20 protein-coding genes and 1 pseudogene are annotated in these 23981 nt (G+C 63.9%); 7 read left to right on the forward strand and 14 right to left on the reverse strand.

The window, feature by feature from the left end:
- Positions 1 to 161 precede the first annotated feature (161 nt).
- The 9 genes and pseudogenes from IHV25_RS02820 to hemE form a co-directional block, all read right to left on the reverse strand.
- Positions 162 to 1091: a ParB/RepB/Spo0J family partition protein gene (locus IHV25_RS02820; RefSeq protein WP_192533454.1), complete on the reverse strand. Its 930-nt coding sequence runs from the start codon at positions 1089 to 1091 to the stop codon at positions 162 to 164.
- Between the two features lie 26 nt (positions 1092 to 1117).
- Entirely contained in the window at positions 1118 to 1885 is a 768-nt protein-coding gene (locus IHV25_RS02825) for a ParA family protein (RefSeq protein ID WP_338048575.1), read from the reverse strand.
- A 64-nt stretch (positions 1886 to 1949) separates the two neighbouring features.
- Positions 1950 to 2569, reverse strand: a pseudogene (gene rsmG, locus IHV25_RS02830) (16S rRNA (guanine(527)-N(7))-methyltransferase RsmG).
- Positions 2559 to 4493 (reverse strand): tRNA uridine-5-carboxymethylaminomethyl(34) synthesis enzyme MnmG, encoded by a 1935-nt coding sequence (mnmG, locus tag IHV25_RS02835; RefSeq protein WP_192533455.1) that lies wholly within the window; start codon positions 4491 to 4493, stop codon positions 2559 to 2561. The pseudogene rsmG and the gene mnmG overlap by 11 nt, the downstream one beginning before the upstream one ends.
- A gap of 5 nt (positions 4494 to 4498) precedes the next feature.
- Positions 4499 to 5836: a tRNA uridine-5-carboxymethylaminomethyl(34) synthesis GTPase MnmE gene (mnmE, locus tag IHV25_RS02840; RefSeq protein ID WP_192533456.1), complete on the reverse strand. Its 1338-nt coding sequence runs from the start codon at positions 5834 to 5836 to the stop codon at positions 4499 to 4501.
- A 28-nt stretch (positions 5837 to 5864) separates the two neighbouring features.
- Entirely contained in the window at positions 5865 to 7121 is a 1257-nt protein-coding gene (rho, locus tag IHV25_RS02845; RefSeq protein WP_192533457.1) for a transcription termination factor Rho, read from the reverse strand.
- 384 nt (positions 7122 to 7505) lie between these two features.
- Positions 7506 to 7982, reverse strand: a complete 477-nt coding sequence (locus IHV25_RS02850; protein ID WP_192533458.1) for a CopD family protein — start codon at positions 7980 to 7982, stop codon at positions 7506 to 7508.
- A gap of 20 nt (positions 7983 to 8002) precedes the next feature.
- On the reverse strand, positions 8003 to 9052 hold the full coding sequence (gene hemH, locus IHV25_RS02855; protein WP_192533459.1) for a ferrochelatase: 1050 nt from the start codon (positions 9050 to 9052) through the stop codon (positions 8003 to 8005).
- Positions 9053 to 9130: 78 nt separating this feature from the next.
- Positions 9131 to 10186, reverse strand: a complete 1056-nt coding sequence (gene hemE, locus IHV25_RS02860) for a uroporphyrinogen decarboxylase (protein ID WP_197974908.1) — start codon at positions 10184 to 10186, stop codon at positions 9131 to 9133.
- Positions 10187 to 10803: 617 nt separating this feature from the next.
- On the opposite strand from hemE, the gene IHV25_RS02865 reads away from it, so the two are divergent.
- The 7 genes from IHV25_RS02865 (at position 10804) to IHV25_RS02895 (ending at position 18157) form a co-directional block, all read left to right on the forward strand.
- Positions 10804 to 11631 carry a pyruvate, phosphate dikinase/phosphoenolpyruvate synthase regulator gene (locus IHV25_RS02865; protein ID WP_192533463.1) on the forward strand — a complete coding sequence of 276 codons (828 nt, stop codon included), beginning with the start codon at positions 10804 to 10806 and terminating at the stop codon, positions 11629 to 11631.
- On the forward strand, positions 11632 to 12261 hold the full coding sequence (locus IHV25_RS02870; RefSeq protein WP_192533464.1) for a Maf family protein: 630 nt from the start codon (positions 11632 to 11634) through the stop codon (positions 12259 to 12261).
- Entirely contained in the window at positions 12258 to 13094 is an 837-nt protein-coding gene (locus IHV25_RS02875) for a shikimate dehydrogenase (protein ID WP_192533465.1), read from the forward strand. Before IHV25_RS02870 ends, IHV25_RS02875 begins: the two co-directional genes overlap by 4 nt.
- Positions 13091 to 13774: a dephospho-CoA kinase gene (gene coaE, locus IHV25_RS02880; RefSeq protein WP_192533467.1), complete on the forward strand. Its 684-nt coding sequence runs from the start codon at positions 13091 to 13093 to the stop codon at positions 13772 to 13774. Before IHV25_RS02875 ends, coaE begins: the two co-directional genes overlap by 4 nt.
- Entirely contained in the window at positions 13767 to 14465 is a 699-nt protein-coding gene (gene dnaQ / locus IHV25_RS02885) for a DNA polymerase III subunit epsilon (RefSeq protein WP_192533468.1), read from the forward strand. Before coaE ends, dnaQ begins: the two co-directional genes overlap by 8 nt.
- The gene (locus IHV25_RS02890; protein WP_192533470.1) at positions 14462 to 15208 is read left to right on the forward strand and encodes an acyl-[acyl-carrier-protein] thioesterase; all 747 of its coding nucleotides are present in this window, start codon (positions 14462 to 14464) and stop codon (positions 15206 to 15208) included. Before dnaQ ends, IHV25_RS02890 begins: the two co-directional genes overlap by 4 nt.
- A 930-nt stretch (positions 15209 to 16138) precedes the next feature.
- The gene (locus tag IHV25_RS02895; protein ID WP_192533472.1) at positions 16139 to 18157 is read left to right on the forward strand and encodes an elongation factor G; all 2019 of its coding nucleotides are present in this window, start codon (positions 16139 to 16141) and stop codon (positions 18155 to 18157) included.
- Positions 18158 to 18274: 117 nt separating this feature from the next.
- Here IHV25_RS02895 and mtnA read toward each other — a convergent pair whose 3' ends face one another.
- From mtnA to rpoN, 5 genes are all read right to left on the reverse strand, one after another.
- Positions 18275 to 19375 (reverse strand): S-methyl-5-thioribose-1-phosphate isomerase, encoded by a 1101-nt coding sequence (mtnA, locus tag IHV25_RS02900; RefSeq protein WP_192533473.1) that lies wholly within the window; start codon positions 19373 to 19375, stop codon positions 18275 to 18277.
- Between the two features lie 210 nt (positions 19376 to 19585).
- Complete coding sequence (locus IHV25_RS02905; RefSeq protein WP_192533474.1) at positions 19586 to 20473, reverse strand: S-methyl-5'-thioadenosine phosphorylase; 888 nt, start codon at positions 20471 to 20473, stop codon at positions 19586 to 19588.
- Positions 20474 to 20622: 149 nt separating this feature from the next.
- Complete coding sequence (locus IHV25_RS02910; RefSeq protein WP_420825409.1) at positions 20623 to 21711, reverse strand: DMT family transporter; 1089 nt, start codon at positions 21709 to 21711, stop codon at positions 20623 to 20625.
- A complete protein-coding gene (gene ptsN / locus IHV25_RS02915; protein ID WP_192533476.1) occupies positions 21639 to 22094 on the reverse strand; it encodes a PTS IIA-like nitrogen regulatory protein PtsN in 456 nt (151 codons plus the stop codon). The genes IHV25_RS02910 and ptsN overlap by 73 nt, the downstream gene beginning before the upstream one ends.
- Positions 22095 to 22440: 346 nt before the next feature.
- Positions 22441 to 23958: an RNA polymerase factor sigma-54 gene (gene rpoN / locus IHV25_RS02920; RefSeq protein WP_192533478.1), complete on the reverse strand. Its 1518-nt coding sequence runs from the start codon at positions 23956 to 23958 to the stop codon at positions 22441 to 22443.
- Between the last annotated feature and the right edge of the window lie 23 nt (positions 23959 to 23981).

The raw sequence follows: 23981 nt of genomic DNA on the forward strand, positions 1-23981 counted from the left end.
CCTGTGGGCACGTGCGGTACAACCGCCAAAGCGCGTACAAAACCCGTCCGGCACACCCGGGAGCAGTCCTGGCGCGGTCCGGTGCGCCGGACGCCGTGCCATTGAGCCCTGCGCCCGCGAGCACGCGAACGCTGCAAGCCGACGGCGCCGGCGCCGCGGGGTCATTCCCCGGGGCGACCGGTGTGGGACAGACGACGGAGAATGTCGTCCAGCTGAGCCAGGTTCTCGTAGGTGATGGTCACGGTGCCGCCGCGATCCTTGTTATCGATGGCGACATCGAGGCCGAGCGCATTGGACACGTCCCGCTCCAGGGCGAGAGTGTCCGCGTCCTTTTCCCCGCGGCCGGAGCGATCGCTGCGCGAGCGGTCCCGGGAGGCCGCCGACGGCTGGCCCTGCTGCACCAGGCGTTCCGTCTGGCGGACGTTCAGCCCCTGCCGGACCACCTGATGCGCCATCCCAACGGGGTCATCCGCCGTGATCAGCGCGCGGGCGTGACCGGCGGACAGAAGGCCGGCCTCGACCAGATCCTTGACCTCCTGGGGGAGGCCGGTCAGACGAAGCATGTTCGCCACATGACTGCGGCTTTTTCCAACCGCCTGCGCAAGGGCTTCCTGCGTGTGGGAAAATTCCTCCATCAGACGCCGATAGCCGTCGGCCTCCTCGATGGGCGACAGATCCTGACGCTGGAGGTTCTCCACCAGGCCAACCTCGAGAACCTGACGGTCCGAAAGGTCGCGCACGATAATGGGAAGCTCGTGCAGGCGGGCAAGCTGGGCCGCACGCCACCGCCGCTCACCGGCGACAATCTGATAGCCGTCGCCGCCGTCGGGGTTTTTCCGCACAACGATCGGCGTGAGAACGCCCTGGGTCTGGAGGGAGGACGCTAGGTCCGCAAGGCTCTCGTCGTCGAACTTGCGGCGCGGCTGATGGGGGTTGGGATGAAGGGAGGAAACAGGCGCCGTCAGCACGCCTCCCCGGCCCTCCCCGGCCTCGACCTCGGGGGTAAGGAGATCCTCCTCCTCGCCCAGAAGCGCCGACAAGCCGCGCCCGAGGCCCCGTTTTTTTGCCGAAGCGGTGTCGCTGGCTGTCATCGTCTCATTCCTCGCTTCCTGATCCGTCATGCTGCCAATCCCCCCTCGCGCTTGATCACCTCGCCAGCGAGATGGAGATAGGCCTGTGAACCCGCGCACTTCAAGTCATAGAGGAGAACGGGCTTGCCGTAGGACGGCGCCTCGGAAATCCGAACGTTGCGCGGAATAACCGTCTTGTAGACCTTTTCCCCGAAAAACCCGCGGACGTCCGCCGCCACCATGTCGGAGAGATTGTTTCTGCGATCAAACATCGTCAGCACAATCCCCTGGATTTCCAGCGTGGGATTGAACACACGACGCACCCGGTCAATGGTCTTTACAAGGTGGCTGATGCCCTCGAGGGCAAAGAACTCGCACTGAAGCGGAACCATCACCGCGTGAGCGGCCACCAGAGCATTAAGGGTCAGAAGGCCAAGGGCCGGCGGGCAGTCGATCAGCACATAGTCGATGCCCTCGAGCTGGTTCTCCAGAGCCATACGCAGGCGAAATTCCCGCCCCATCTCGGCGACAAGCTCCACCTCCGCGCCGGCCAGATCCACTCCGGCGGGCACGATGCGCAGGCCGCTGATGCCGGTCTCGTGAACCGACGCGGCCAGAGGATCATCTCCCATAAGAAGCTTGTAGCTGCCCATTTTGCGGGCGGGCGCATCGAGGCCAAGACCCGTCGAGGCGTTCCCCTGCGGATCCAGGTCGATAATCAGCACGTTCTGTTTGGTGGCTGCAAGGGCCGTCGCGAGGTTGATCGCCGTCGTGGTTTTCCCCACGCCGCCCTTCTGGTTCGCGATGGCAATCACGCGAGGCCCCTTTGTCCGCGCCTTTTTATCCGGTTCCGGCGAAGAGGTCAGACTCGACGAAGTCTTATACACGACGAAGGTCTCCTATCTGGACAATGACACCGTCTGCATCGGAAAGGCTTGGACTCAGCTCAACTTGCATATTCCATTTCACACGCGCGTCCGTCAACTCTTCGTTAACCTTTTTTCCCTTCAGAAAAAACGCCCGGGTGTTCTGGCCCACAAACGGCTCCGCCCAATCCAGAAGTTGCGTCAAACTCGCGCAGGCCCGCGCGGTGATCGCGTCCGCCTCAAACGGGGGAAGCGTTTCGATACGCGTGTTGTGAATGGTTACCCGTGTGCCGGTCGCCCGAGCGACCTCCATGAGAAAGGCGCTTTTTTTTTATCCGACTCGACCAGATGAACGTCCGGAACCCCCATGAGGGCCAGAACGAGACCCGGGAAACCGGCGCCGGACCCGATATCCACAATGGTCTTCTCGGTCCCCCGAAACGCGTTCAGAAGCTGGGCCGAGTCCAGAAAATGGCGACGCCACACGTCAGCGAGCGTGGACTGACTCACGAGATTGATCCGCTTCTGCCATTTCACGAGGGTGGCCCGATAGATGTCCAGGCGCTCCATTGTTTCACGTGAAACATTGGGGTGGGCCTTCAAGAAGCTGAGGAACTCGTTCCTATCCCGCATTCGGAGTCTCCGGTGAGCGTGTAACAAATCGATAAAGAAGGGTCAGCGCGGCTGGGGTCATTCCGGGAATTCGGCTGGCAATACCGAGGGTCCGGGGGCGAACCTTGTTCAGCTTCTCGCGAAGCTCGTTCGACAATCCGCTGACGCCAGAATAGTCGGTTGTCTCGTCAAGATAAAGGGACTCGTCGCGACGGAAGGATTCAATATCCCGCTCCATCCGTGACAGGTACCCCGCATAGCGCGCCTCGATCTGAATTTGCTCGATCACGCGAGAATCCAGCGAATTGAGCTCGGGCCATTCGGCTGCAATACGCTCCCAGGACACATCCGGGAAGGCAAGCAAGTCGGCAGGAGTCCGCCGGACACCGTCCTGGTTGACCGCAAAGCCCCTCTTTGCAAGTTTCTGGGGCGACTCCCGAAGCTGATCCATAAGCTGACGGCCGCGGTCAAGCCGCTCCATTTTCTCATGGAACGCAGCAGCGCGCTCGGAGCCAACGCATCCGAGATCGATGCCACGCTGCGTAAGCCGTGAATCCGCATTATCCGCCCGGAGAAACAGCCGATACTCCGCCCGGGAGGTGAACATGCGGTAGGGCTCGTCGATCCCGACAGTGGTCAGGTCGTCAATCATCACGCCCATATAGCTGGTTGCGCGATCAAATGTCGTACCGGACGTCGGCAGGCCAGAGCCCAGGGTTCCGGCGAACTGCACCGCGTTTATCCCCGCCACGAGCCCCAGAGCCGCAGCTTCTTCATATCCCGTCGTGCCGATAATCTGCCCGGCCGCAAAGAGGCCCCGGATGGCTTTCGTTTCAAGGGTCGGCCTGACCAACAAAGGATCAAGGAAATCATACTCGATCGCGTAACCCGGCCGCAGGATGGTGACGTTTTCCAGCCCCGGAATAGTCCGCAGAAAGGCATCCTGGACGTCCCTGGGCAGGCTGGTCGAGACCCCGTTGGGATAGACCGTCGGGTCGTCATACCCCTCGGGCTCCAGAAACACGTGGTGACTGGTTCGGTCGGCAAACTTGACGATTTTGTCTTCAATGCTGGGACAATACCGGGGCCCCAGGCTCCCGATCTGCCCATTGAACAGCGGCGAGCGATGAAGCGCCGCGCGGATGATGTCATGCGTCTCAGGGCGCGTATAGGTCACGTGACACGAGACCTGGGGCTGAGTCAGCGCCGTGGTCATATAGGAAAACGGCTCGGGGTTTTCGTCCCCGCCCTGGATATCCAGACCGGCATAGTCAATGGTGCGACTGTCCAGACGAGCCGGCGTGCCCGTCTTGAAGCGCTTCAACGGCAATCCCAGGTGCTTGAGCCCGACCGACAGGTGCGCATCATACACATCGCCGAACCGTCCGCCGTAGGTGATTTCCTCACCCACGTGCATCCAGCCGGTCATAAAGGTGCCAACGGTGAGGACGACGGCACCTCCGGAAATCGTCTCGCCCGTCGTCAACTGAACGCCAACCGCGCGCACATCCCCTGTACAGGTTTCCCTGTGAAGGACGTCGCTGACGCCGGCCTCAAGAACATACAAATCCGGGGTTTCAGAGATGATACGCTGAATCGCGCCGGCGTAAAGGCGGCGATCCGCCTGGGCCCTCGGCCCCTGGACCGCGGGGCCCTTCGACCGGTTCAGAACCCGGAACTGAATGCCGGCCTCATCGATCGCGCGTCCCATGATGCCGTCCAGAGCATCGACCTCGCGCACGATCTGGCCTTTCCCAAGGCCACCGATCGCCGGATTGCACGACATGTCGCCAACGGACCGGAAGGAGTGGGTCACCAGGAGGCACCGCGCGCCCATACGGGAGACGACAGTGGCGGCCTCAACACCCGCGTGGCCACCTCCTACAACGATCACGTCCCACTGACCCCTTCGGGACGCATCATCGGCCGAAAGAACGTCCGCCATTCCCTTTACTTTCCGATACAGAATTCGCTGAAAATCTGATCCAGCACATCCGAAACATAGGTCCGTCCGGTCAGTCGTCCCAGGGACGCCGAGGCCTGACGCAGAAGCTCCGCCCTCACCTCGCCTGCCGGAAGTTGGGCGGCCTGGCGAAGCAATGCCGAGGTCTCCCTCAGAAGAGAGACCTGTCGGGCGCGACTGGGAACGGGGCTCTCCAAGGCCGGGTTCTCCCCCTGAATGGCCTCGAGAAGTGCAGCCTCCAATTCCGCCAGCCCCTCCCCGGTCCGGACGCTGGTCCAGAGCCCGGGCCCCCGGTCCGACGGGGACACCAGATCGGAATGAGTCCGGACGTGGAGCCAGGGACGAACGTCCTCATCCTGCGGACCATGACCGGACTCCGGGCCACGACCGTCGGACACCGTGATCACACAGTCCGCACGCTCCACCCAACTGTGCGCCCGACGGATCCCTTCCAGCTCGACCTCGTCATCCGTTGCCCGGAGACCGGCGGTGTCGGCGAACGTGACAGCATAGCCACCCAAGTCGATCTGGCCCTCGACCACGTCACGGGTGGTCCCGGGGATCCGGGAGACGATAGAGACGTCCCGACGCACCAGGGCGTTGACGAGGCTCGATTTTCCGGCGTTAGGGGGACCGACTACCGCCACGCGGAAGCCATCGCGCAAGCGCTCGCCGCGCCAGGCCTGGCGTGTCATCTCGTCAATTTCGGTGGCAAGGTCTACAATTCGACGCGCTGTGGTGTCTTCGTGGAGGTGGGCGATATCATCTTCCTCTGCGAAGTCAATCGCCGCTTCCTCATGGCTCAGGGCGGTAAGCAGCCGCTCACCCCAGGAATCGAAAAGCGCCATCAGCGCGCCATCGCCCTGCCGGAGAGCCAGGTCTTTCTGCTTCTCGGTCTCGGCCGCGATCAGATCCGCGAGAGCCTCAACAGAGGTAAGATCGAGTTTGCCGTTATCGAATGCGCGACGGGTAAATTCACCCGCCTCCGCTCCGCGGAAATTCGGGAGTGTGGCCAGAGCCCCGAGCACGTCAGAAATAACCGCCAGACTTCCGTGAAGATGAAGCTCCAGCACGTCCTCTCCGGTGAAGCTCTGCGGACCCGTGAAGTACACCGCAAGACAGCGATCCAGGACTCGGCCCGTGTCGGGCGCGCGCAGCGTGACAAAAGTCATCATGCGATGTTCAAGCGACTGACGGCACAGCGCGGCCACGGCACAGCCGGCGTCGGGCCCGGAGACACGGACAACGGCCACGCCCGCTTTCGCCGGCGCCGTCGCGAGAGCGAAAATCGTCTCGCGGGCGCCGTTTTGTTTCACGTGAAACATTTTGCTCTCAGACCCCGTGAGGTCTGCTCTAGGAATTCATCGCGTCGAAGAAGTCATCGTTGTTCTTGGTTTCCTTCATCTTGGAGATGAGGAATTCCATCGCGTCCTGCGTTCCCATCGGCGACAGGATCCGGCGCAGCACCCACATCTTGGACAGCGCGTCCTTCCGCACCAGAAGCTCTTCCTTGCGGGTACCCGAGCGGGTGATGTCAATGGCCGGGAAGATCCGACGATCGGAAAGCTTGCGGTCCAGAATGATCTCGGAGTTGCCGGTGCCCTTGAACTCCTCGAAGATCACTTCATCCATGCGCGAGCCGGTATCCACAAGAGCCGTCGCAATGATCGTGAGGGAGCCGCCTTCCTCGATATTGCGCGCGGCGCCGAAGAAGCGCTTCGGCTTCTGAAGTGCATTGGCGTCCACACCGCCCGTCAGCACCTTTCCGGAACTGGGAACGACGGTGTTGTAGGCACGGGCCAGACGGGTAATGGAGTCAAGAAGGATCACCACATCACGCTTGTGCTCGACCAAACGCTTGGCTTTCTCACACACCATCTCGGCAACCTGAACGTGCCTAAGCGCGGGTTCATCAAACGTGGAGCTGACCACCTCGCCCTTCACCGAGCGGGCCATATCGGTCACTTCCTCCGGCCGCTCATCGATCAGAAGAACGATCAGATAGACTTCCGGGTTGTTCGCCGTAATGGCGTGGGCAATGTTCTGGAGCATGACCGTCTTGCCGGTCCGCGGAGGGGCCACAATCAGGGCCCGCTGACCCTTCCCAAGGGGCGCAATCAGGTCGATCGTGCGCGTCGTGTATTCCTTGCGGGTGGGGTCGTCCAGCTCGAGCTTGAGACGCTCTTCCGGATACAGGGGCGTCAGGTTGTCAAAGTTGATGCGGTGCCGAACGGACTCCGGTGCCTCAAAGTTGACCTTGTTGATCTTCAGAAGCGCAAAATAGCGTTCCCCGTCCCGCGGAGCGCGGATCTGCCCCTCGACCGTGTCGCCGGTGCGAAGGCCGTAACGGCGCACCTGGCTGGGGGAAATGTAGATATCGTCCGGTCCGGGGAGATAGTTGGATTCCGGCGCTCTCAGAAAGCCGAACCCGTCTTGCAGAATTTCAAGAACGCCCTCACCGAAAATCGCCGTGTCGTTTTCCGCAAGCTGTTTCAAGATCGCAAACATCATGTCCTGCTTGCGTAACGTGCTGGCGTTGTCAATTTCCAGCGACTCGGCAAAAGCTTGCAGTTCAGCGGGCGTTTTTTTCTTGAGTTCCTGAAGATGCATTCTATGGGTACCTTGAAGAGCGCCCCCCGAGAGAGACGTCCGGAAATTCGGAATTTACACGATTCGCAAGACGCCGCCGGTCCGAATCAAAAACAGTCGTTCAGAGACAGGCACCTTGTCATGTGTACGGGGGACCGCTTGTGCCCGGGATCCCCTGTGTCCCGGAAAAGTGCCGGGAACCGACATGCGCACGGCGAACGGGTTGCCCGAAGCCATTCAGCGCCCGGTCACAGGGACCGGCTGTCCGGAGAGATTGCCAGAGGCGAAGCGGTGGAGTGTGGGGGTACGGGGAGAAGGGCTTCCCCCCGGTTCAGTGTGATTTACGTTTAGCCCTGAATCCGCCGGACGTCAACCGTGGACTTCCGGCGGACCGCCATTTCCGACTTAAAACGGCTTCATCACCACGAGGGGAACGATCACAAACATCAGGACAGTCGGCACTTCGTTCGCGTAACGATAGAACTTGTGGCTGAGGATATTCCTGTCATGGGCGAATTCCCGCACACAGCGGACGAAAAAGAAGTGCATGAAGATCATGCCCACGACCATGACCAGCTTGAGCCAGAGCCAGCTGGTCTGGAGCCAGTCCATCATCATCAGGGGCCCGGTGGCCACCACAACGACCAGGGACGGGTTCATGATGGCCTTCATCAGCCGGCGCTCCATCACCTTGAAGCGTTCCGAAGCCTCCGAGCCAACCTCCTCCATAGCGTGATAGACAAAAAGACGGGGCAGGTAGAAAAGCGCGGCCATCCACGTAATCACGGCGATGATGTGAAGGGTCTTGATGAAAAGGTACGGTTCGGAATTAAAGGGAAACCGTGTGTGGATAGCATCAACTATACTGTAGATCAGGTCCATAATTCTCTCCCGAACGAGTTTCAGGTGCGCTCCGAAGCGCACGGACAGCACATGCACCCTTCACAAAACCCGGGGGCCTCCGGGGTAATGACCTGTCCGGAGCTGGCCGGATCAAGCGCGTTCTCCACCAGGCCGGCCAGCCCGTCGATGAACCCGGCCTGACGACCAACGGTGGGTGTTCGGATGTAGTACGGAACGCCGGTTTCCCGGGCAAACTGAGCGTACTCGATATCCAGTTCCACCAGGGTCTCCGAATGCTCGGACACAAAGGAAATGGGCACGATCACAAGGGGCTTGCGCTCCGCACCGGCCTTCACAATTTCCTCGCGGATCGAGGGACCGATCCACTCCATGCGACCGATCCGGCTCTGATAGCAGACGCGCCAGTCCAAAGCGGGATCCCCGATGGCCCCAACCATGGCGTCAACGCTGGCGACGATCTGTTTCTGGTACGGATCGCCCTCCTGGATCATCTTCAGGGGCAGGCCGTGGGCGGAAAACAGCACCCTCGGCTCGCCGGCGACGGCCCGGACCTCGTTGATCGCGGCAAGGGTCGAGCGGGCCACCGTGTTCACAAACCCGGGCAGCGACGGATAGCAGCAAATCCGCTGCGTGGGCACCACAAGACCCGCCTTGCGCGCCGCCCGGTCCCACTCCACGAGCGAGGATCCGGCCGTCGTTCCCGAAAACTGGGGGTAGAGGGGCAGCAGGACCAGCTGGTCCGGCTGAATTTCCGCGACCCGCTTCACCGCTTCCGAGATAAAGGGCTCCCAGTAGCGCATGGCGATCAGGCAGTGGACGTCATGTCCGCGCTCACGCAGAACCCTCTCCAAAGCCTCTCTCTGACCTTTCGTCTGGTCCAGCAGGGGCGAGTGTCCGCCAAGGCGCGTGTAGATGTCCCGCGTCACCGGTGCCCGCCGCCACGAAATCAGTTTCGCGAGGGCGTAGCGAAGCGGTGTCGGCAGATCCAGGATCGCCGGGTCATTGAAAAGATTGAACAGGAACGGGCGAACAGCCTCGAGACTGTTCGGCCCGCCCAAATTGAACAAGACGACGGCGATTCGCGCCATTCTTGCAGATCCAGTCCTTTGCGGGCCGGCGACAGTCACCGACCCGCGTGTTCAGGTACGCACCAAACCGCAAGATCCTCAGAGAGGCTTGCGAACCATCTTCACCAGCGCCGCCACGTTGTCCGGAGAGGTCTGCGGGACAACACCATGGCCAAGGTTGAAGATAAACGGCCCGTTCTCCAGCGCCTCCCGGATCTCCCGGACAGCGTTTTCCATGGCCGCACCGCCGGAAACCAGCAGGAGCGGATCCAGGTTGCCCTGAACCGCGCAGTGCGGCTGCAGGTTGGTCGCCGCCCAGCGGACCGGAACCGAGGAGTCGATGCCGACGCCGTCCACACCGGTTTCCTTGACGAACGCCTCGTACAGGACGCCGGCGCCCTTCGGGAAGCCGATCACCGGAATGCCCGGACGCTCGGCATGGATGCGACGGGTGATCTCGGCAATCGGGCCGATAACCCACTGGCGGAAATACGCGGCAGGCAGAACACCGGCCCATGAGTCGAAGATCTGGATCGCCTCGGCGCCGTTGTCAATCTGCGTGATCAGGTAGCGCGTGGTCGCCTCGACGAGGGTGTCGATGAGCTTCCCGAACGCCGCCGGACGGGAGAACATCCAGTCCTTGGCCACCGTGAAGTCACGGCTGGAGCCACCCTCGAGCATGTACGTCGCCACGGTCCAGGGCGCACCGGCAAAGCCGATCAGGGCCGTTTCCGCGGGAAGGTTGTCCGCAATGCCGCGCACCGTCTCGAAGACCGGGGCAAGGGTCTTCTCCATGCCGTCCATCTTGAGAAAATCGATGTCGTTCTCGTCGCGGATCGGGTTCAGGACAGGGCCCTCACCCTCCTTGAACGCGACATTCCGTCCCAGAGCATGGGGAAGCACCAGAATGTCGGAAAAAAGGATCGCTGCGTCGAAGCCGTAGCGGCGCAGAGGCTGGAGCGTGACCTCGACAGCCAGTTTCGGCGTGTAGCACAGGTCGAGAAATCCTCCGGCCTTCTCACGCGTCTCACGATATTCGGGCAAGTAGCGTCCTGCCTGGCGCATCAGCCACATCGGAGGCGGCGAGACCGTCTCGCCAGCAAGAACGCGCAGAAACGGCTTAGTAGGCTTTGTTGTCTCGGTCACGAATACCATCTCCCTCTGAACGTCGGAACGTCAAATCATGCGAAAGGGGAATTCCACGGAAAACCGTCCTCTTTCCTACCAGATAAAAAGGTAAAGAAAAGGAATGGTTGAAGGTTGTTGGCCCTGCGAAATCCGTTAATCCCCGAAACCAGCCTGTTTTCCACAAAAAAACACTCTCCAAAATGGCCTGTTGAAAAGTGTCGGGATAACCCGGGAAAACAAGCGCTAACCAATTGAAAACACGCCTGGAAAAGCGTGAGTTTCCGAAGCCGGAAAAATGGGGATAAAAAAAGTTTTCCCCGGTTTCCCGGCAATGGGCGGCGCAAGAATACGGTTTTCCCCATGTGGATGAAAGGGAAGAATGCATGGGGGCCAGCGGGGAGGAAAAAACGCGCCGGTGGGTTTGGGGGCGAGTTGTTCACTCTTTCCACAGGTTTTCCACCGTCCGGGATTCCGACTCGTGCGCCAAAAAAGAGAGCCTGTGCATACAATGCACGTAAAGAGAGTCTGTGCGCCGGCCCGGCGGTGTCTTCCAAAGAAAATACGCGCCCGGGAGCGTTACCGCTCGCGGTCTGCAGGTCACTTGCGTTACCCTGTCTGTGGGTTGAGTGTGCTGGAGAAGTGCAGTGCAAACACGTCTGCATACCGTTTACATGGTTTCCGACGCGACCGGCGAGACAATGACCAACGTCATGCGGGCCTGTCTTGCCCAGTTTCCCGGAGCGACCGTCGTTACACGCCGGTTTTCGTTCACCCGGACCCTGGGACAGGTGGAGCGGCTCGCGGCCGAGCTCGCCCGGCAGCCCGGTCTGGTGTTCTTTTCCGTGGTGGACCAGAGCATCCGCCGCGCCCTGGTGGACCGCTGCCGGGAGCTTGATGTTCCCGCCGTGTCGCTTCTGGATCCGGTCCTTGAGGCCATGTCCAAGGCGTTCAACGAGGAACACCTTCATGAACCCGGTCTCCAGCACTCCCTGGACGAGCGTTATTTCGAGCGGATCGACGCCATGCACTTCGCCCTCGCCCTGGATGACGGCCAGGCCACCGAGCGCCTGAAGGAGGCGGACGTGGTTCTGGTGGGCGTGTCCCGCACCTCGAAAACGCCCACGTGCATGTATCTGGCCAACAAGGGGATCAAGGCGGCCAACATCCCCCTGGTTCCCGGCGTTCCGCCGCCGGATGCCTTGCTGGAGCTCAAGGGCAAGCTGATTGTGGGCCTGACCACGGATCCCCGCCGCCTGACGGATATCCGGCGCACGCGGCTGAAGATCATCAATGAGTCCGAGGGCTCGGACTACGCCGACCCGGACCTTGTGGAAACCGAGCTCCGCGAGGCCCGCAAGCTCTATAACCGCATGGGGTGGATGGTGATCGATGTGACCCGGCGCTCCATTGAGGAGGTTTCGGCCACCATCATGCAGAAGCTGGGGGCCATGAACTCCGAGGGGCGATCGTAAATGAAAAGCGGGTCTGAAAACTTCGAGCCGGCGCCGGTCGTTCTCGCGTCGTCGAGCGCAATCCGCGCCCATCTTCTGGTGCGCGCCGGGGTGACCTTTGAAATCGACACGGTTCCCGGCGCCGAAACCGCCTACAAGGAGATGATCCGCGGGCAGGCGGACCAGCCTGATGCCTCGTCCATCGCCGAAAATCTGGCCGAAATCAAGGCCACGGCCGTGTCGGCGCGTCACCCGGGGGCCCTGGTGATCGGCGCGGACCAGGTGCTGTCCCTCGAGGGCCGGGTGTTCCACAAGCCGGGGACGCTTCACGCCCTGCGCGCCCAGCTTCTTGTCCTGCGCGGACGCACCCACACCCTGGAAACGGCGGTGGCCATTGTCCGGGACGGGGTGCGCCTGTGGTCCCATCTCGAGCGCCCGCGGGTCACGCTTCGCCGCTTCTCCGACGCCTTTTTGGACACCTATCTGACCACCAGCGAGGCCAGCGTTGTCCATTGCGCGGGGGGCTATCAGATCGAGACGAACGGCATCCAGCTGTTCGAGCGTCTCGAGGGGGATGTGTTTTCGGTCAAGGGGCTGCCCCTTCTGCCCCTTCTCGACGGTTTGCGTAAATTTGGAGCATTGCAGCAATGATCACCGGAAAAGCCAAAGTCGCCGGCGTCATGGGGGATCCGGTCGCCCACTCGCGCTCGCCTGTCCTGCACGGGGGGTGGCTCAGTCGCTACGGAATTGACGGGGCCTATGTGCCCCTGAAGGTCTCCACACAGAACTTTGAAAGCGCGCTCAGAACGCTTCCCAGGATTGGGTTCGTGGGGGTGAACGTCACCCTGCCCCACAAGGAAAAGGCCTACAAGCTGTCGGATGTTCTGACCCCGCGGGCCGAACGGGCCGGCGCCGTGAACACGGTTGTCTTTCAGGAGGACGGCTCCATCCTGGGCGACAACACGGATGGTTTCGGATTTCTCGAAAACCTGCGCTGGCGCTGCCCCCTGTTCAGTGCGGGAACCTCCCGGGCCGTGGTTCTGGGCGCGGGCGGTGCGGCGCGGGCGGTCGCGGCGGCTCTTCTGGACGCGGGATGTCCGCACCTGACCCTGGTGAACCGGAATATCGGCCGGGCGGAAACCCTGGCCTACGCCCTGGACGGCCCGATTGAGGTGCGTTCCTGGGCCGAGGTTGCCGGAAGCCTCGAGAGCGCGGGGCTTCTGGTCAACACCACCAGCCTGGGGATGGAGGGCCAGCCGCCGCTGGAGCTTGACCTTGATCCCCTGCCCCGTGATGCGGTGGTGACGGATATCGTTTATGCGCCGCTCGAGACCGACCTGCTGGAGGCGGCGCGGGAGCGCGGCAACCCGGTGGTGGACGGCTTCGGGATGCTGCTGCATCAGGCCCGCCCGGGGTTCAAGGCCTGGTTCGGCATTGATCCGGTGGTGGATGACGACCTCTGGACCCGGATGAAGCCCGGATGACACGGGTTCCGGTGAAGGCCGGCCTGGCCCGGCGCCAGCGGCGTGTGCGGGTTTTGGGGCTGACCGGCTCGATCGGAATGGGAAAATCAACGGTCTCCCGGATGGCAAAACGGCTCCGGATTCCGGTTCATGACGCGGACCGGGCCGTTCATGATCTTCTGGGGCCGGGCGGAAAGGCCGTGGCGCCGGTTCTGGCCGCGTTTCCCGGAGTTGGGGATTCGCTCTCGGGAATCAACCGAAAGGAGCTGGGGCAGCGGGTCTTCGGCCATCCGGACCGGCTTCGGGCCCTCGAACGGATCTTGCATCCCTTGGTTCACGAGTGCGAGCGGGCCTTTCTGGCCCGTGCCGGACGGGCCCGGCACCGCGTGGTCCTTCTGGACATTCCGCTTCTTTTTGAAACCGGGGGCGAGGCGCGCTGCGACAGCGTGTGCGTGGTCCGGGCTCCCGGATTTCTGCGGGCCATCCGGGTTCTGTCCCGCCAGGGGATGACGCCGGAGCGGCTTCGTGCAATTCTGGCCCGTCAGGCCACCGAGGAAACCCGCCGCGTGAACGCGGACAGCCTGATTTCCTCGGGGCTCGGGTACCGGTACGCCCTTCGGGGTTTCTTGCAGGCTCTGGACCGGATTCAGTCCGGCCCCGTGCGCCGCTTCGGACAGGGGAGCTATCGTCCTCATGCGTGAGATTGTTCTGGATACGGAAACCACCGGCTTCGACCCCAACAAGGGCGACCGCATCGTGGAGGTCGGCTGCGTGGAGCTGATGAACCACCTGCCCACCGGGCGCGAGCTCCACATCTACATCAACCCCGAGCGCGACGTGCCCCTGGAGGCCCAGAAGGTTCACGGCCTGACGGACGAGTTTCTGGCGGACAAGCCGGTGTTCGCGGATATCGCCGATGACATCATCGCGTTCCTCGAGGATTCCCCCCTCATCGCGCACAACGCCACCTTTGACATGCGGTTTCTGAACGCGGAGTTCGAGAAGGTCGGCCGTCCGCGGCTGGACTCCGCCCGGGTGATCGACACCCTGAAAATCGCCCAGGCCAAGTTTCCCGGGGCGCCAGCCAACCTGGACGCCCTGTGTCGCCGGTTCAACGTGGACGCCAGCGCCCGAGAGAAGCACGGGGCCCTGATCGACTCCTATCTCCTGGCCGAGGTCTACCTGGAGCTGATTGGCGGCCGGGCTCCGGGCCTGGACTTCGGTCAGGGACAGACGCGGGGCGCGGGCCGGGGGGCCACTGTGGCGATCGAGCGGCCGTTTCGGGAACCCCGCCCCCACGCCCCCTCCCCCGCCGAGGACGAGGCCCACCGCGCGTTTCTGGCGCAGAACGGGTCATCCTGGCTGTGGTACGGAGGCGAAAAAACGGGATGAGCTGCTTTTCCGAAACATTTCCCGTGCGCTGGCACGAAACCGGACGCGATGAGCGCCTGCAGGTCGCCACCGCCGTCCAGTACCTTGGGCACGCCGCCGGCCTCCACGCCGAGCAGCTGGGCTTTTCCCTGGAGGCCCTGGGAGAGTGGGGAATCACCTGGGTTCTGGCCCGGATGAAGGTCAGCTTCCAGAGCCGCCCCCGGCGCGGGGAGACGCTGGTCCTGGACACGTGGCCCTACGGGGGCGAGCGCATGCTGTTCCGCCGGGATTACCGGATCCGGACGGCCTCCGGCGATCCGGTTCTGACCGCGTCGTCCTGGTGGGTGGTGTTCGGGCTGGAGAGCCGCAAGGTCGAGCCCCTGCCCCAGTTCATGAAGGAACGCTTTGCTGCCTTCACGGAACCCGCACTGGACGGCGCCGAGGTGCGGATCCCCGTGCTGAAAGACCCGTCGGCAGGCCCCGAGTTCCGGGCGCGGCTTTCGGATATCGACTGGAACGGCCATGTGAACAATGGCCGGTTTGTGGATTTCGTTCTCGAGGACGCCTTTGGCCGCGGCCGGACCGAAGACGGTCTGCAGGGGCTGGAGATTGCCTTCCGGGCCGAGGCCGTGCTGAACGACACCCTTCAGGCCTTCAGCGAGCCGGAGGGAGAGAGCGGCCTTCTGCACTCCATCCGCCGCTGCGCCGACGGACAGGAGCTTGTCCGGGCGCGGACGCTCTGGGGCCCCGGCGGTTCCCTCTGAAAAACTGTTGTTTCGTGCAGGACTAGCCCCGACGGGATCGGGTTTTCCTCCCCGCTTCCCCAGCGTTTGCGGGGATGTTTCGTCTCTGCCGCGCCCTGTCCGGCTTGCGTCACCCCCTGCCCGCCTGAATGTATAAAAAACCATTGTTTCGTGCAGGGTTGGCCTTTTATCAGCGATCGGGGGCGCCGGCCGGTCCGGGATGCGGGTGCTGCAAGCTGGCGCGCAGGCCGAGCGATCCGGGGCGCGGGCGCGCAATCCGCATTGCATCGCATGCTGTCCCGGGCCCCGTGATCCCATCCGTGAGAAATTTCGGTTCTGGGGGATCCCGGCTGCATCGTCCCGACGTCATTTTCTAAAAAACATTTGTTCTGCGCAGGATTAGCATGTTTCCCCGGCGATCGGGGACGCCGGCCGCTCCCAATTCCGGATGCGTGTGTCATGACAGGGACTCTTGGTGCTGTGATCCGGCCCCGGGTTGGGAAAACCCGTGATGTTTTCGATGAAAGATCATTGTTTTGCGCAGGATTAATTAAGAAGTGCCGCCGACGCTCGACCCGCTGCCAGGGTCTCTTTCCCGGCTGTTGGATCGTGTGCAGTCGTCCCCGACAGCGGGCCCAAGGCGCGGGGCCCGGCGCCACCTCCGTCCTCTCGCAGGCCCCTGCCCCCTACGTGCTCCTCCTGCCCTGTCATGCCCTCCTGTCCGGCCCCCTTTTTCCACCCCCGATCGCCTCCGAACCCGTGGCCGGCGTCCCGTCGCCCTCGCCCGTCTCCCGCTCCGGCTTTTCCGGGAGCAGCCTCCACGGCTGTGCAATCGCCGGGGGCAAAATGCGCCCCCTGATGCTCCTTTCTCGTTTTTTCCTTGCAAATGGAACGTCTTGGCTTGAACCTTGAAATGTTGCTTAAAAGTGTCCCGTTTTTCGGAGGTACAACATGCCCCAACGCGCGTCCGCTCCTCGTGTCGCAGCTCTTGTCGGTCCTTACAGTTCGGGAAAAACAACGCTTCTTGAGTCATTTTTGTTCGCGACGGAGGCCATCCGTCGGAAAGGCACAATCCCGGAGGGGACCACCGTCGGAGACTCGTCTCCCGAAGCGCGCGAGCGCGAGATGTCCGTCGAACTCAACATCGCCGAAACCACCTATATCGACGGCTCCTGGACGTTCCTGGACTGCCCCGGCTCGGTGGAGTTTTCGCAAGACACCTTCAACGCCCTGTCTGTTGCCGACGTTGCCCTGGTGGTGTGTGACCCGGATCCCGACCGGGCCGTGATGCTGACGCCCATGCTGCGCTTTCTCGAGCGGCAGTCGATCCCCCACATGATTTTCATCAACAAAATGGACACGACCACCGTCCGCCTGGCCGAGATCATGGAGGCTCTCCAGGCCGTGTCGACCCAGACCCTGGTGGCCCGCGAGGTTCCGATCCGCGATGCGGAGGGCCACGTCACCGGCTACGTCGACCTAGTGTCCGAGCGCGCCTACAACTACCGCCCCGGCCAGGAAAGTGCCCTGATCCAGGCCCCGGAGAGCGTGTTCCAGCGCCGGGATGAGGAGCGCAAGGAGCTTCTCGAGAACCTGGCGGATTTCAATGACTCCCTGCTGGAGACCCTTCTGTCGGATGTGGTTCCGCCGAAAGAAGCCATCTACGACAACCTGACAAAGGATCTGAACGACGGCCTTGTGGTTCCCGTGTTTTTCGGCTCGGCGCTGAATGACAGCGGCGTGCGGCGGATCCTGAAGGCCCTGCGCCACGAGGTCTCCACCCTTGAGGAAACCCGCGCCCGCTTCGGGATCGAGGGCAAGGGCCCCGTGGTCCAGGTCTTCAAGACCCAGTACGTCGAGCACATCGGCAAGATGTCTCTCGCCCGCGTCTGGAAGGGCGGCGTCAAGGACGGCCAGTCCATCGAGGGTGACAAGGTCACCGGCCTGTTTTCCTTCACCGCCGGAGCCCCCACCAAGATCACGGACGCGCCGGAAGGCTCGATCGTGGGTCTCGGGCGGCTGGAGATGGTGAAAACCGGGTATCTGATCGGCGGCGAGTCCCTTCTGGAGCCGCAGCCGCCCATGGGCCCGCTGTTTTCCCTGGCGCTGCACCCGAAACGCAAGGGCGACGACGTGAAGCTGACCACGGCGCTGGCCAAGCTGTGCGAGGAGGATCCGTCCCTGAAGGTGGAGACTGCCCCGGACACCAAGGAACTTCTCATCTGGGGCCAGGGGGATATCCATCTCCAGGTCGCCCTGGACAAGCTGGCGCGGCAGTTCCACGTCGAGGTGGAGGCCACGCGCCCCCAGGTTCCGTACAAGGAAACGATCCGCAAGGAAGTCCAGCAGCAGGGCCGCTTCAAGAGGCAGACGGGCGGTCACGGCCAGTACGGCGACGTGCACCTGACCATTGCGCCCCTGCCCCGGGGCGAGGGCTTCCGCTTCTCCGAGACCGTCACCGGTGGCGTGGTTCCGCGCCAATACTTCCCGGCGGTGGAAACCGGTGTCCGGGAGGCTCTGGTTCGCGGTCCCCTCGGGTTCCCGGTGGTGGACGTGGCGGTGACCCTGACAGACGGCAGCTACCACACGGTGGACTCCTCCGAGCAGGCCTTCAAGTCCGCCGGCGCCCTGGCTATCCGGGAGGGCATTCCCAAGGCGGGCCCGGTGCTTCTGGAGCCCATCTTGCAGGTCGAGATCCTTGTCCCCTCGGAATCCACCAGCAAGGCCCAGCGGGCCCTGACCACCCGCCGGGGCCAGATCCTGGGCTACGAGCCCCGGGATGGCTGGCCGGGCTGGGACGTGGTGACCGGCTATCTGCCCCAGGCGGAAATGGATGACCTGATTGTGGAGATCCGCTCGGTCACCATGGGCATGGGCCGGTTCCACTGGGTGTTCCACCACCTCCAGGAACTGACCGGCCGCCCGGCGGACGAGGTGGTCGAGGCGCGCCGCGCGTACCTCCAGAGCTGACAAAAAAGGCCCCGGGGAATATTCCTCCGGGGCTTTTTCAGGATTTGGACGAGCGGGATATTCGCCCGCCGTGTCAGAACAGGGAGCATCCCGGACGGGGGCTCCCTGTTTTCGTGGTCACGACCGGGCGTGTTCCGGGAACAGGGCCGCCAGACCCTCGCGGGTGGCCGGGCAGGTGCCCCGCTCGGTGATCAGGCCGGTGACCAGGCGGGCCGGGGTCACGTCGAAGCCCGGGTTTCCAGCGGCCGAGCCCTGCGGGGTCAGGGTCACCCAGCCGAAGTCTCCGCTGTCCAGCTTGCCCCAGATGCGCCGGACCTCGTCCTGGGAGCGCTCCTCGATGGGGATTTCCTTGACGCCGTCGTCCAGGGTCCAGTCGATGGTGGGGCTGGGCAGGCCCACGTAGAAGGGCACACCGTTGTCGTGGGCGGCCAGGGCCTTCAGATAGGTGCCGATCTTGTTGCAGACGTCGCCCCGGGCGGTCGTGCGGTCCGAGCCCACAATGACCATGTCCACCATGCCGTGCTGCATGTAGTGGCCGCCGGCGTTGTCCGCCAGAACCGTATGGGGCACGCCGTGGCTGTTCAGCTCCCAGGCGGTCAGGTTGGCGCCCTGGTTCCGGGGGCGGGTCTCGTCGACCCACACATGCAGGTCGATCCCCGCATCAAAGGCCTTGTAGATCGGCGCCAGTGCGGTGCCCCAGTCCACGGTGGCGAGCCAGCCCGCGTTGCAGTGGGTCAGGATCTGGAAGGGCCGGTTTTTGGGCGCCTTCGGCAGAAGGTCGCGGATGATGGCAAGGCCGTTCTCGCCGATGGCCTCGTTCAGGGCCACGTCCTCGTCGCAGATGGCCTCGGCCTTGGCCTTTGCGGCCTCGAAGCGGGCGTCCGCGGGCAGGGGAGCCAGCACGGCCCGGACCTCGTCCAGAGCCCAGCGGAGGTTGACCGCGGTCGGACGGGTGGCCAGAAGCACGCGGTAGGCGTTTTCCAGTCCGGCGTCCGAGGGATCCTCTTTCATTCCCAGGACCATGCCCCAGGCGGCGGTGGCGCCGATCAGGGGCGCGCCGCGGACGATCATGGCGGAAATCGCGTGGGCCGCCTCGTCGAGGGTGCGAAGGGTCACGGTCTCGAACAGGTGGGGCAGGCGGGTCTGGTCGATCACGCCGAAGGCCTGGCCTCCGTCCTCGGCCCAGATGGTGCGCCAGGGCTTTCCATTGACAAGCATGGTGTTCTCCGTAGGTGTTTCCGCGGCCCGGTGTGGCGCCCGGTGTGGGGCAGGGCGGCCGGCCCGGTGTTGAGACAGGTGGATGGTCCCTCCGCAGGGCGGGAGGGGGGGGGGAGGCTGTGCCGCTCCCGCACGACAGGCGACGGCCTCCGGCGTCGGGTCCAAAGGCCGGGCAGGGGCCCCGTCCGGTTCGGGCGGGGCCCGGGGGCCCTAGCGGTTCAGAACCCGGCCGGCGACCGCGTCCAGCTTGGCCACCAGGTCGGGACAGCGCTTGTCCTTCGCGGTCATGATGGCGAAATCAAGGGTGCGGTGCGAGCCGTCCGGCAGCGGATACGGCCGGTCCTTCATGACGGCGGGCATGGCCTTGATCAGGGCGCGGGCCTTGTGGGCGTTCTCGTGGGCGACCTTGATGACCATCTCCACGGACACGTTGTCGTGCTCCGGGTGCCAGGAGTCGAAGTCCGTGACCATGGCCACGGTGGCGTAGGCGATTTCCGCCTCGCGGGCCAGCTTGGCCTCGGGCATGTTGGTCATGCCGATGACGTGGCAGCCCCACTGGCGGTAGATGTTGGACTCGGCGACGGTGGAGAACTGGGGCCCCTCCATGACCAGGTAGGTGCCGCCGCGGTGGTAGTCGATGGCGGCGGTCTTCAGGGCGTCCTCGACCCGGTCCATCATCCACGAGCTGACGGGGTGGGCGACGGACACGTGCGCAACGCAGCCCGGGCCGAAAAAGCTCTTGTTTCGTGCGAAGGTGCGATCGAAGAACTGGTCCACGATCACGAACTTGCCCGGGGGCAGGTTCTCGGCGAGGGATCCGACGGCGGACACCGACAGGATCTCGGTCACGCCCTTGCGCTTGAGGATGTCGATGTTGGCCCGGTAGTTGATATCGGACGGCGGCACCCGGTGCCCCCGGCCGTGGCGGGGCAGAAACACCATGTCGAGGCCGTCGAGTGTTCCGCAGAGCACCTGGTCCGAGGGCTCTCCGAAGGGGCTTTCCACCGTTTCCCAGCGGGCGTCCTGAAGTCCCTCGACCTCGTACAGGCCGGAGCCTCCGATAACGCCAAGAACCGGCTTCCTGTAGTCGTCGGCCATAGCGGTGTTCTCCTTGATCAGTGAGCGGGGTAAAAGAGGCCGAACTTTACCCTGCCCGCTCCGGCCTTGCCAGAGCGTTTCCGCCGTTTCGGAGCTGTTTTGGGGGGGGCGGATCGGGGTCGGGGACGCGGCCCGGCCCGAAACGGGGCCTACTCGCCCGAGCCGACGGCGGTTTCGTCCCCGCAGGACGGGGGGCGGCCGGACGCGGGGTCCGATGCCAGATGCGCCGCGCGGGTCCGGTGCCTGCGCAGAAGGGGGCCGACCTCGACCGCCAGAAGGAAGCCGAAAATGAGCACGGCGCCGAACCACTGCAGGGTCTCCAGCCGCTCGCCCAGGACGACGGCTCCGGCGGCGGCGGCAAACACCATCTCCATGGACAGGAGAATGGCGGTGGCCGGGGCCGGAACCACCTGCTGGGCCGAGGCCTGAAGCGCATACGCAAGGCCCCCGGCGAGGATGCCGGCATAGGCCAGCTCTTTCCAGATAAACAGGATGCCGCGCAGGTCCGGGCTTTCCAGGATCAGGGCGCCCGCCGAGGCCAGAAGGCCCGTCACCAGGAACTGGATGAAAGCGAGGGTGACCGGGCGCTCCCACCGGGCGGAAAACACGCCCATGCCGATCACATGGAAGGCGAACAGCACCGCCGAGGCCATAACCCAGACATCTGCGGGGTGCAGGCGGTCAAAGCCCGCGGGGATCACGCCGGTCAGGAGGCACGAGCCCAGAAAGCAGCCCCCGACGCCGATCCAGATCATGGGCCGGACGGTCTGGCGGAACAGGACAAAGACAAAGACGGGGATCAGCGGCACATAGAGCGAGGTCAGGAACCCGGAGTTCGTGACGGTGGTGTCCTTGACCCCGATCTGGTTGACCAGGGCATAGCTGAACAGGAGCCCGCCCAACAGCATAAAGGCGCCGGTCGTGCGCAGGCCCAGGGGCGGCCGGGTGGTGCGGCGGCTTTCCAGCAGGACAAAGGGCAGGACGGACAGGGCGGCCAGCAGAAAGCGGGTGCCCACAAACGTGAGGATCCCCACCGCCGGACGTCCGTCGAGTTCGGCGGTGAGGGCAAGCTTCATGGATGCGAAAGACGTCCCCCAGAGGAACGCCACCAGCAGCAAGAGGAGCGCGGCGGTGGTTCGGCGGGGGGACGACGGCTCAGGGGCCGTCAAGCGGGTTGGGGCTCGGCCAGAAGGGCGTAGACCGCCTCGGTGGTCGAGGCTCCGCGCAGCTTCTCGCACAGGCCCCTGTCACGCAGGAGGCGGGCGACGCGGGCCAGAGCCTTCAGGTGGTCGGCGCCGGCGTTCTCGGGGGCGAGAAGCAGAAAGATGAGATCGACAGGCTTCTCGTCGATCGCGTCGAAATGGACGGGCTCCGCAAGGCGGGCAAAGAAGCCGTAGAGCTTCTGAAGCTCGGGGAGTTTTCCGTGAGGAATGGCAATTCCCCCGCCAACGCCCGTGGATCCGAGGTGCTCACGTTCCATGAGAACCTCGAGAATGCGGCGTTCAGGTATTCCGGTGACTTCGGAAGCCTTCTGCGCAAGCTTCTGCAAAGCCTGCCTTTTGCTGGTCACGCGGAGAGCGGGAATAACACCGTCCGCGGTGATAAGGCTGCTGAGTTCCATTGATGTCCTCATACGACCCGGGTCGGCCGAAGCCGGACTCCAAACCCTCAACGCGGGGCGTGTCTCTTCAGGGTCAAGGGGGAGGGTTTCATTGACGCAGCACCGCACGTTATCCGGCAACACTGCCTGTATTGCCGGAACTTAGGCACGCCATAGTTTTCTGTCAAGTCTGTTTATGGCATGCCCGTTATGCAAATAAGCGTTCTCCGGCGACCCCGGTCTTCCATTAAACCGTGCAAAAACCGCACAACAAGGTACGCCGGACGCCCGGGTTCCGGTGCTTTTTCACACGTTCTGACTGGAAAAAAGGCGGGCCGTTCGATGCCCCAACAGGCGTTCGGGCCGATCAGCTCCGGACCGGCTTTCCCCGGTTTTTTTTCCGCCGGTGGACCGAGGAGGGAATGCCCAGGGCCTCCCGATACTTCGCGACGGTCCGCCGGGCGATGTCGATGCCCTCGCTTTTCAGGGCGCTGACAAGGGCTTCGTCCGACAGGGGGCAGTCGGGAGGCTCGGCCTCCACCAGGCTGCGGAGTTGGTCCCGCACGGTCTCGGCGGACAGGGCCTCCCCGTCTGCGCCGCTGATGGCCTGGGTGAAAAAGTACTTCATCTCGAACAGGCCCCGGGGGCAGGCGATGGTCTTGTTGGCCGTAGCCCGCGACACGGTGCTTTCGTGGATCTCCACCGCCTCGGCCACATCCCGGAGGGTCATGGGCTTCAGGAACCGCACCCCGCGGGAGAAAAAGGCCGACTGCCGCCGGGCGATTTCCGAGGACACCCGCAGCACGGTTCGCGCACGCTGGTCGAGGGCCCGGGCCAGCCAGTTCGCCGACGCGAGGGATTCGGACAGGTAGGCCCGGACCTCCGGATCCGGTGCGGACCGGGACAGGGTCGCGTAGTAGCGGTTGTTGACGATGACCCGGGGCAGGGCGGCAGAGTTAAGCTCGACCTGCCAGTCATCGTCGCCCCGGGGCAGGATGTAGACATCCGGGATGCGGGTCTGGATGGACAGCCGCTCGAACCGCAGCGCGGGCTTCGGATCCAGGGTCCGGATTTCCCGGATCATGTCGTCGAGGTCGTCGTGCTGGACGCCGCACAGGGTGCCGAGCGCGTCCAGGTCTCCGGCGGCCAGAAGCTCCAGGTTGGCGAGAAGGGCCTCCATCGCCGGATCCAGCCGGTTGCGGTCCGCCAGCTGGAGGGCCAGGCACTCCCCCAGGGAGCGGGCGAACAGCCCGGGCGGATCCATGGCCTGAAGCCGCTTCAAGACCGCATCGACCGCGTCCACGTCCAGGCCCAGGGCGGCGGCCACGTCGGCGGTGCTTGCGGTCAGGTAGCCGGTTTCGTCCAGATGCAGCAGGAGCTGGCGGGCAATCCACTGCTCCGGTCCCTCGGGGATGTCGAGGGTGATCTGGCGCTCCAGATGGTCCAGGAGGGTGTCGCCGTGGTCGGCGTGGTTTTCCAGGCCCGTGTCCGGCAGGTCGCCCCCGGAATGGCCGCTGTCCCAGATCAGGGCGCTCCCGGCGGCGAGCGCTCCCGCGTCGTCGTGCCCCCAGCTCTCGGCGCCGGCGATATCGTTGTCCCGGTGGGTGTTGAAATCCTGGTCCAGGGGGAGTTCCGTCGCCGCGCCCGGATAGGCGTCCAGGAAGCCGGTTTCCGGGTCGGGGAAGCGGTCGGGGGTGTCGGCGTCACCGGGATCGGTGTCGTCGCCCGCGGCGTGCTCGAGCAGGGGGTTGCGCTCGACCTCCTCCTCCACGTAGGCGATGATGTCCGCGCTGGACAGTTGCAGAAGCCGGATAGCCTGCTGCAGCCGGGGTGTCATGACCAGGGAGGGGGCCTGCCGCAGATCCAGGCGGGGCGTCATGGACATCGGACCCGATCCTTTTTCCTGTC

It is taken from the genome of Phaeovibrio sulfidiphilus, assembly GCF_014861485.1.
Classification (GTDB): domain Bacteria; phylum Pseudomonadota; class Alphaproteobacteria; order Rhodospirillales; family Rhodospirillaceae; genus Phaeovibrio; species Phaeovibrio sulfidiphilus.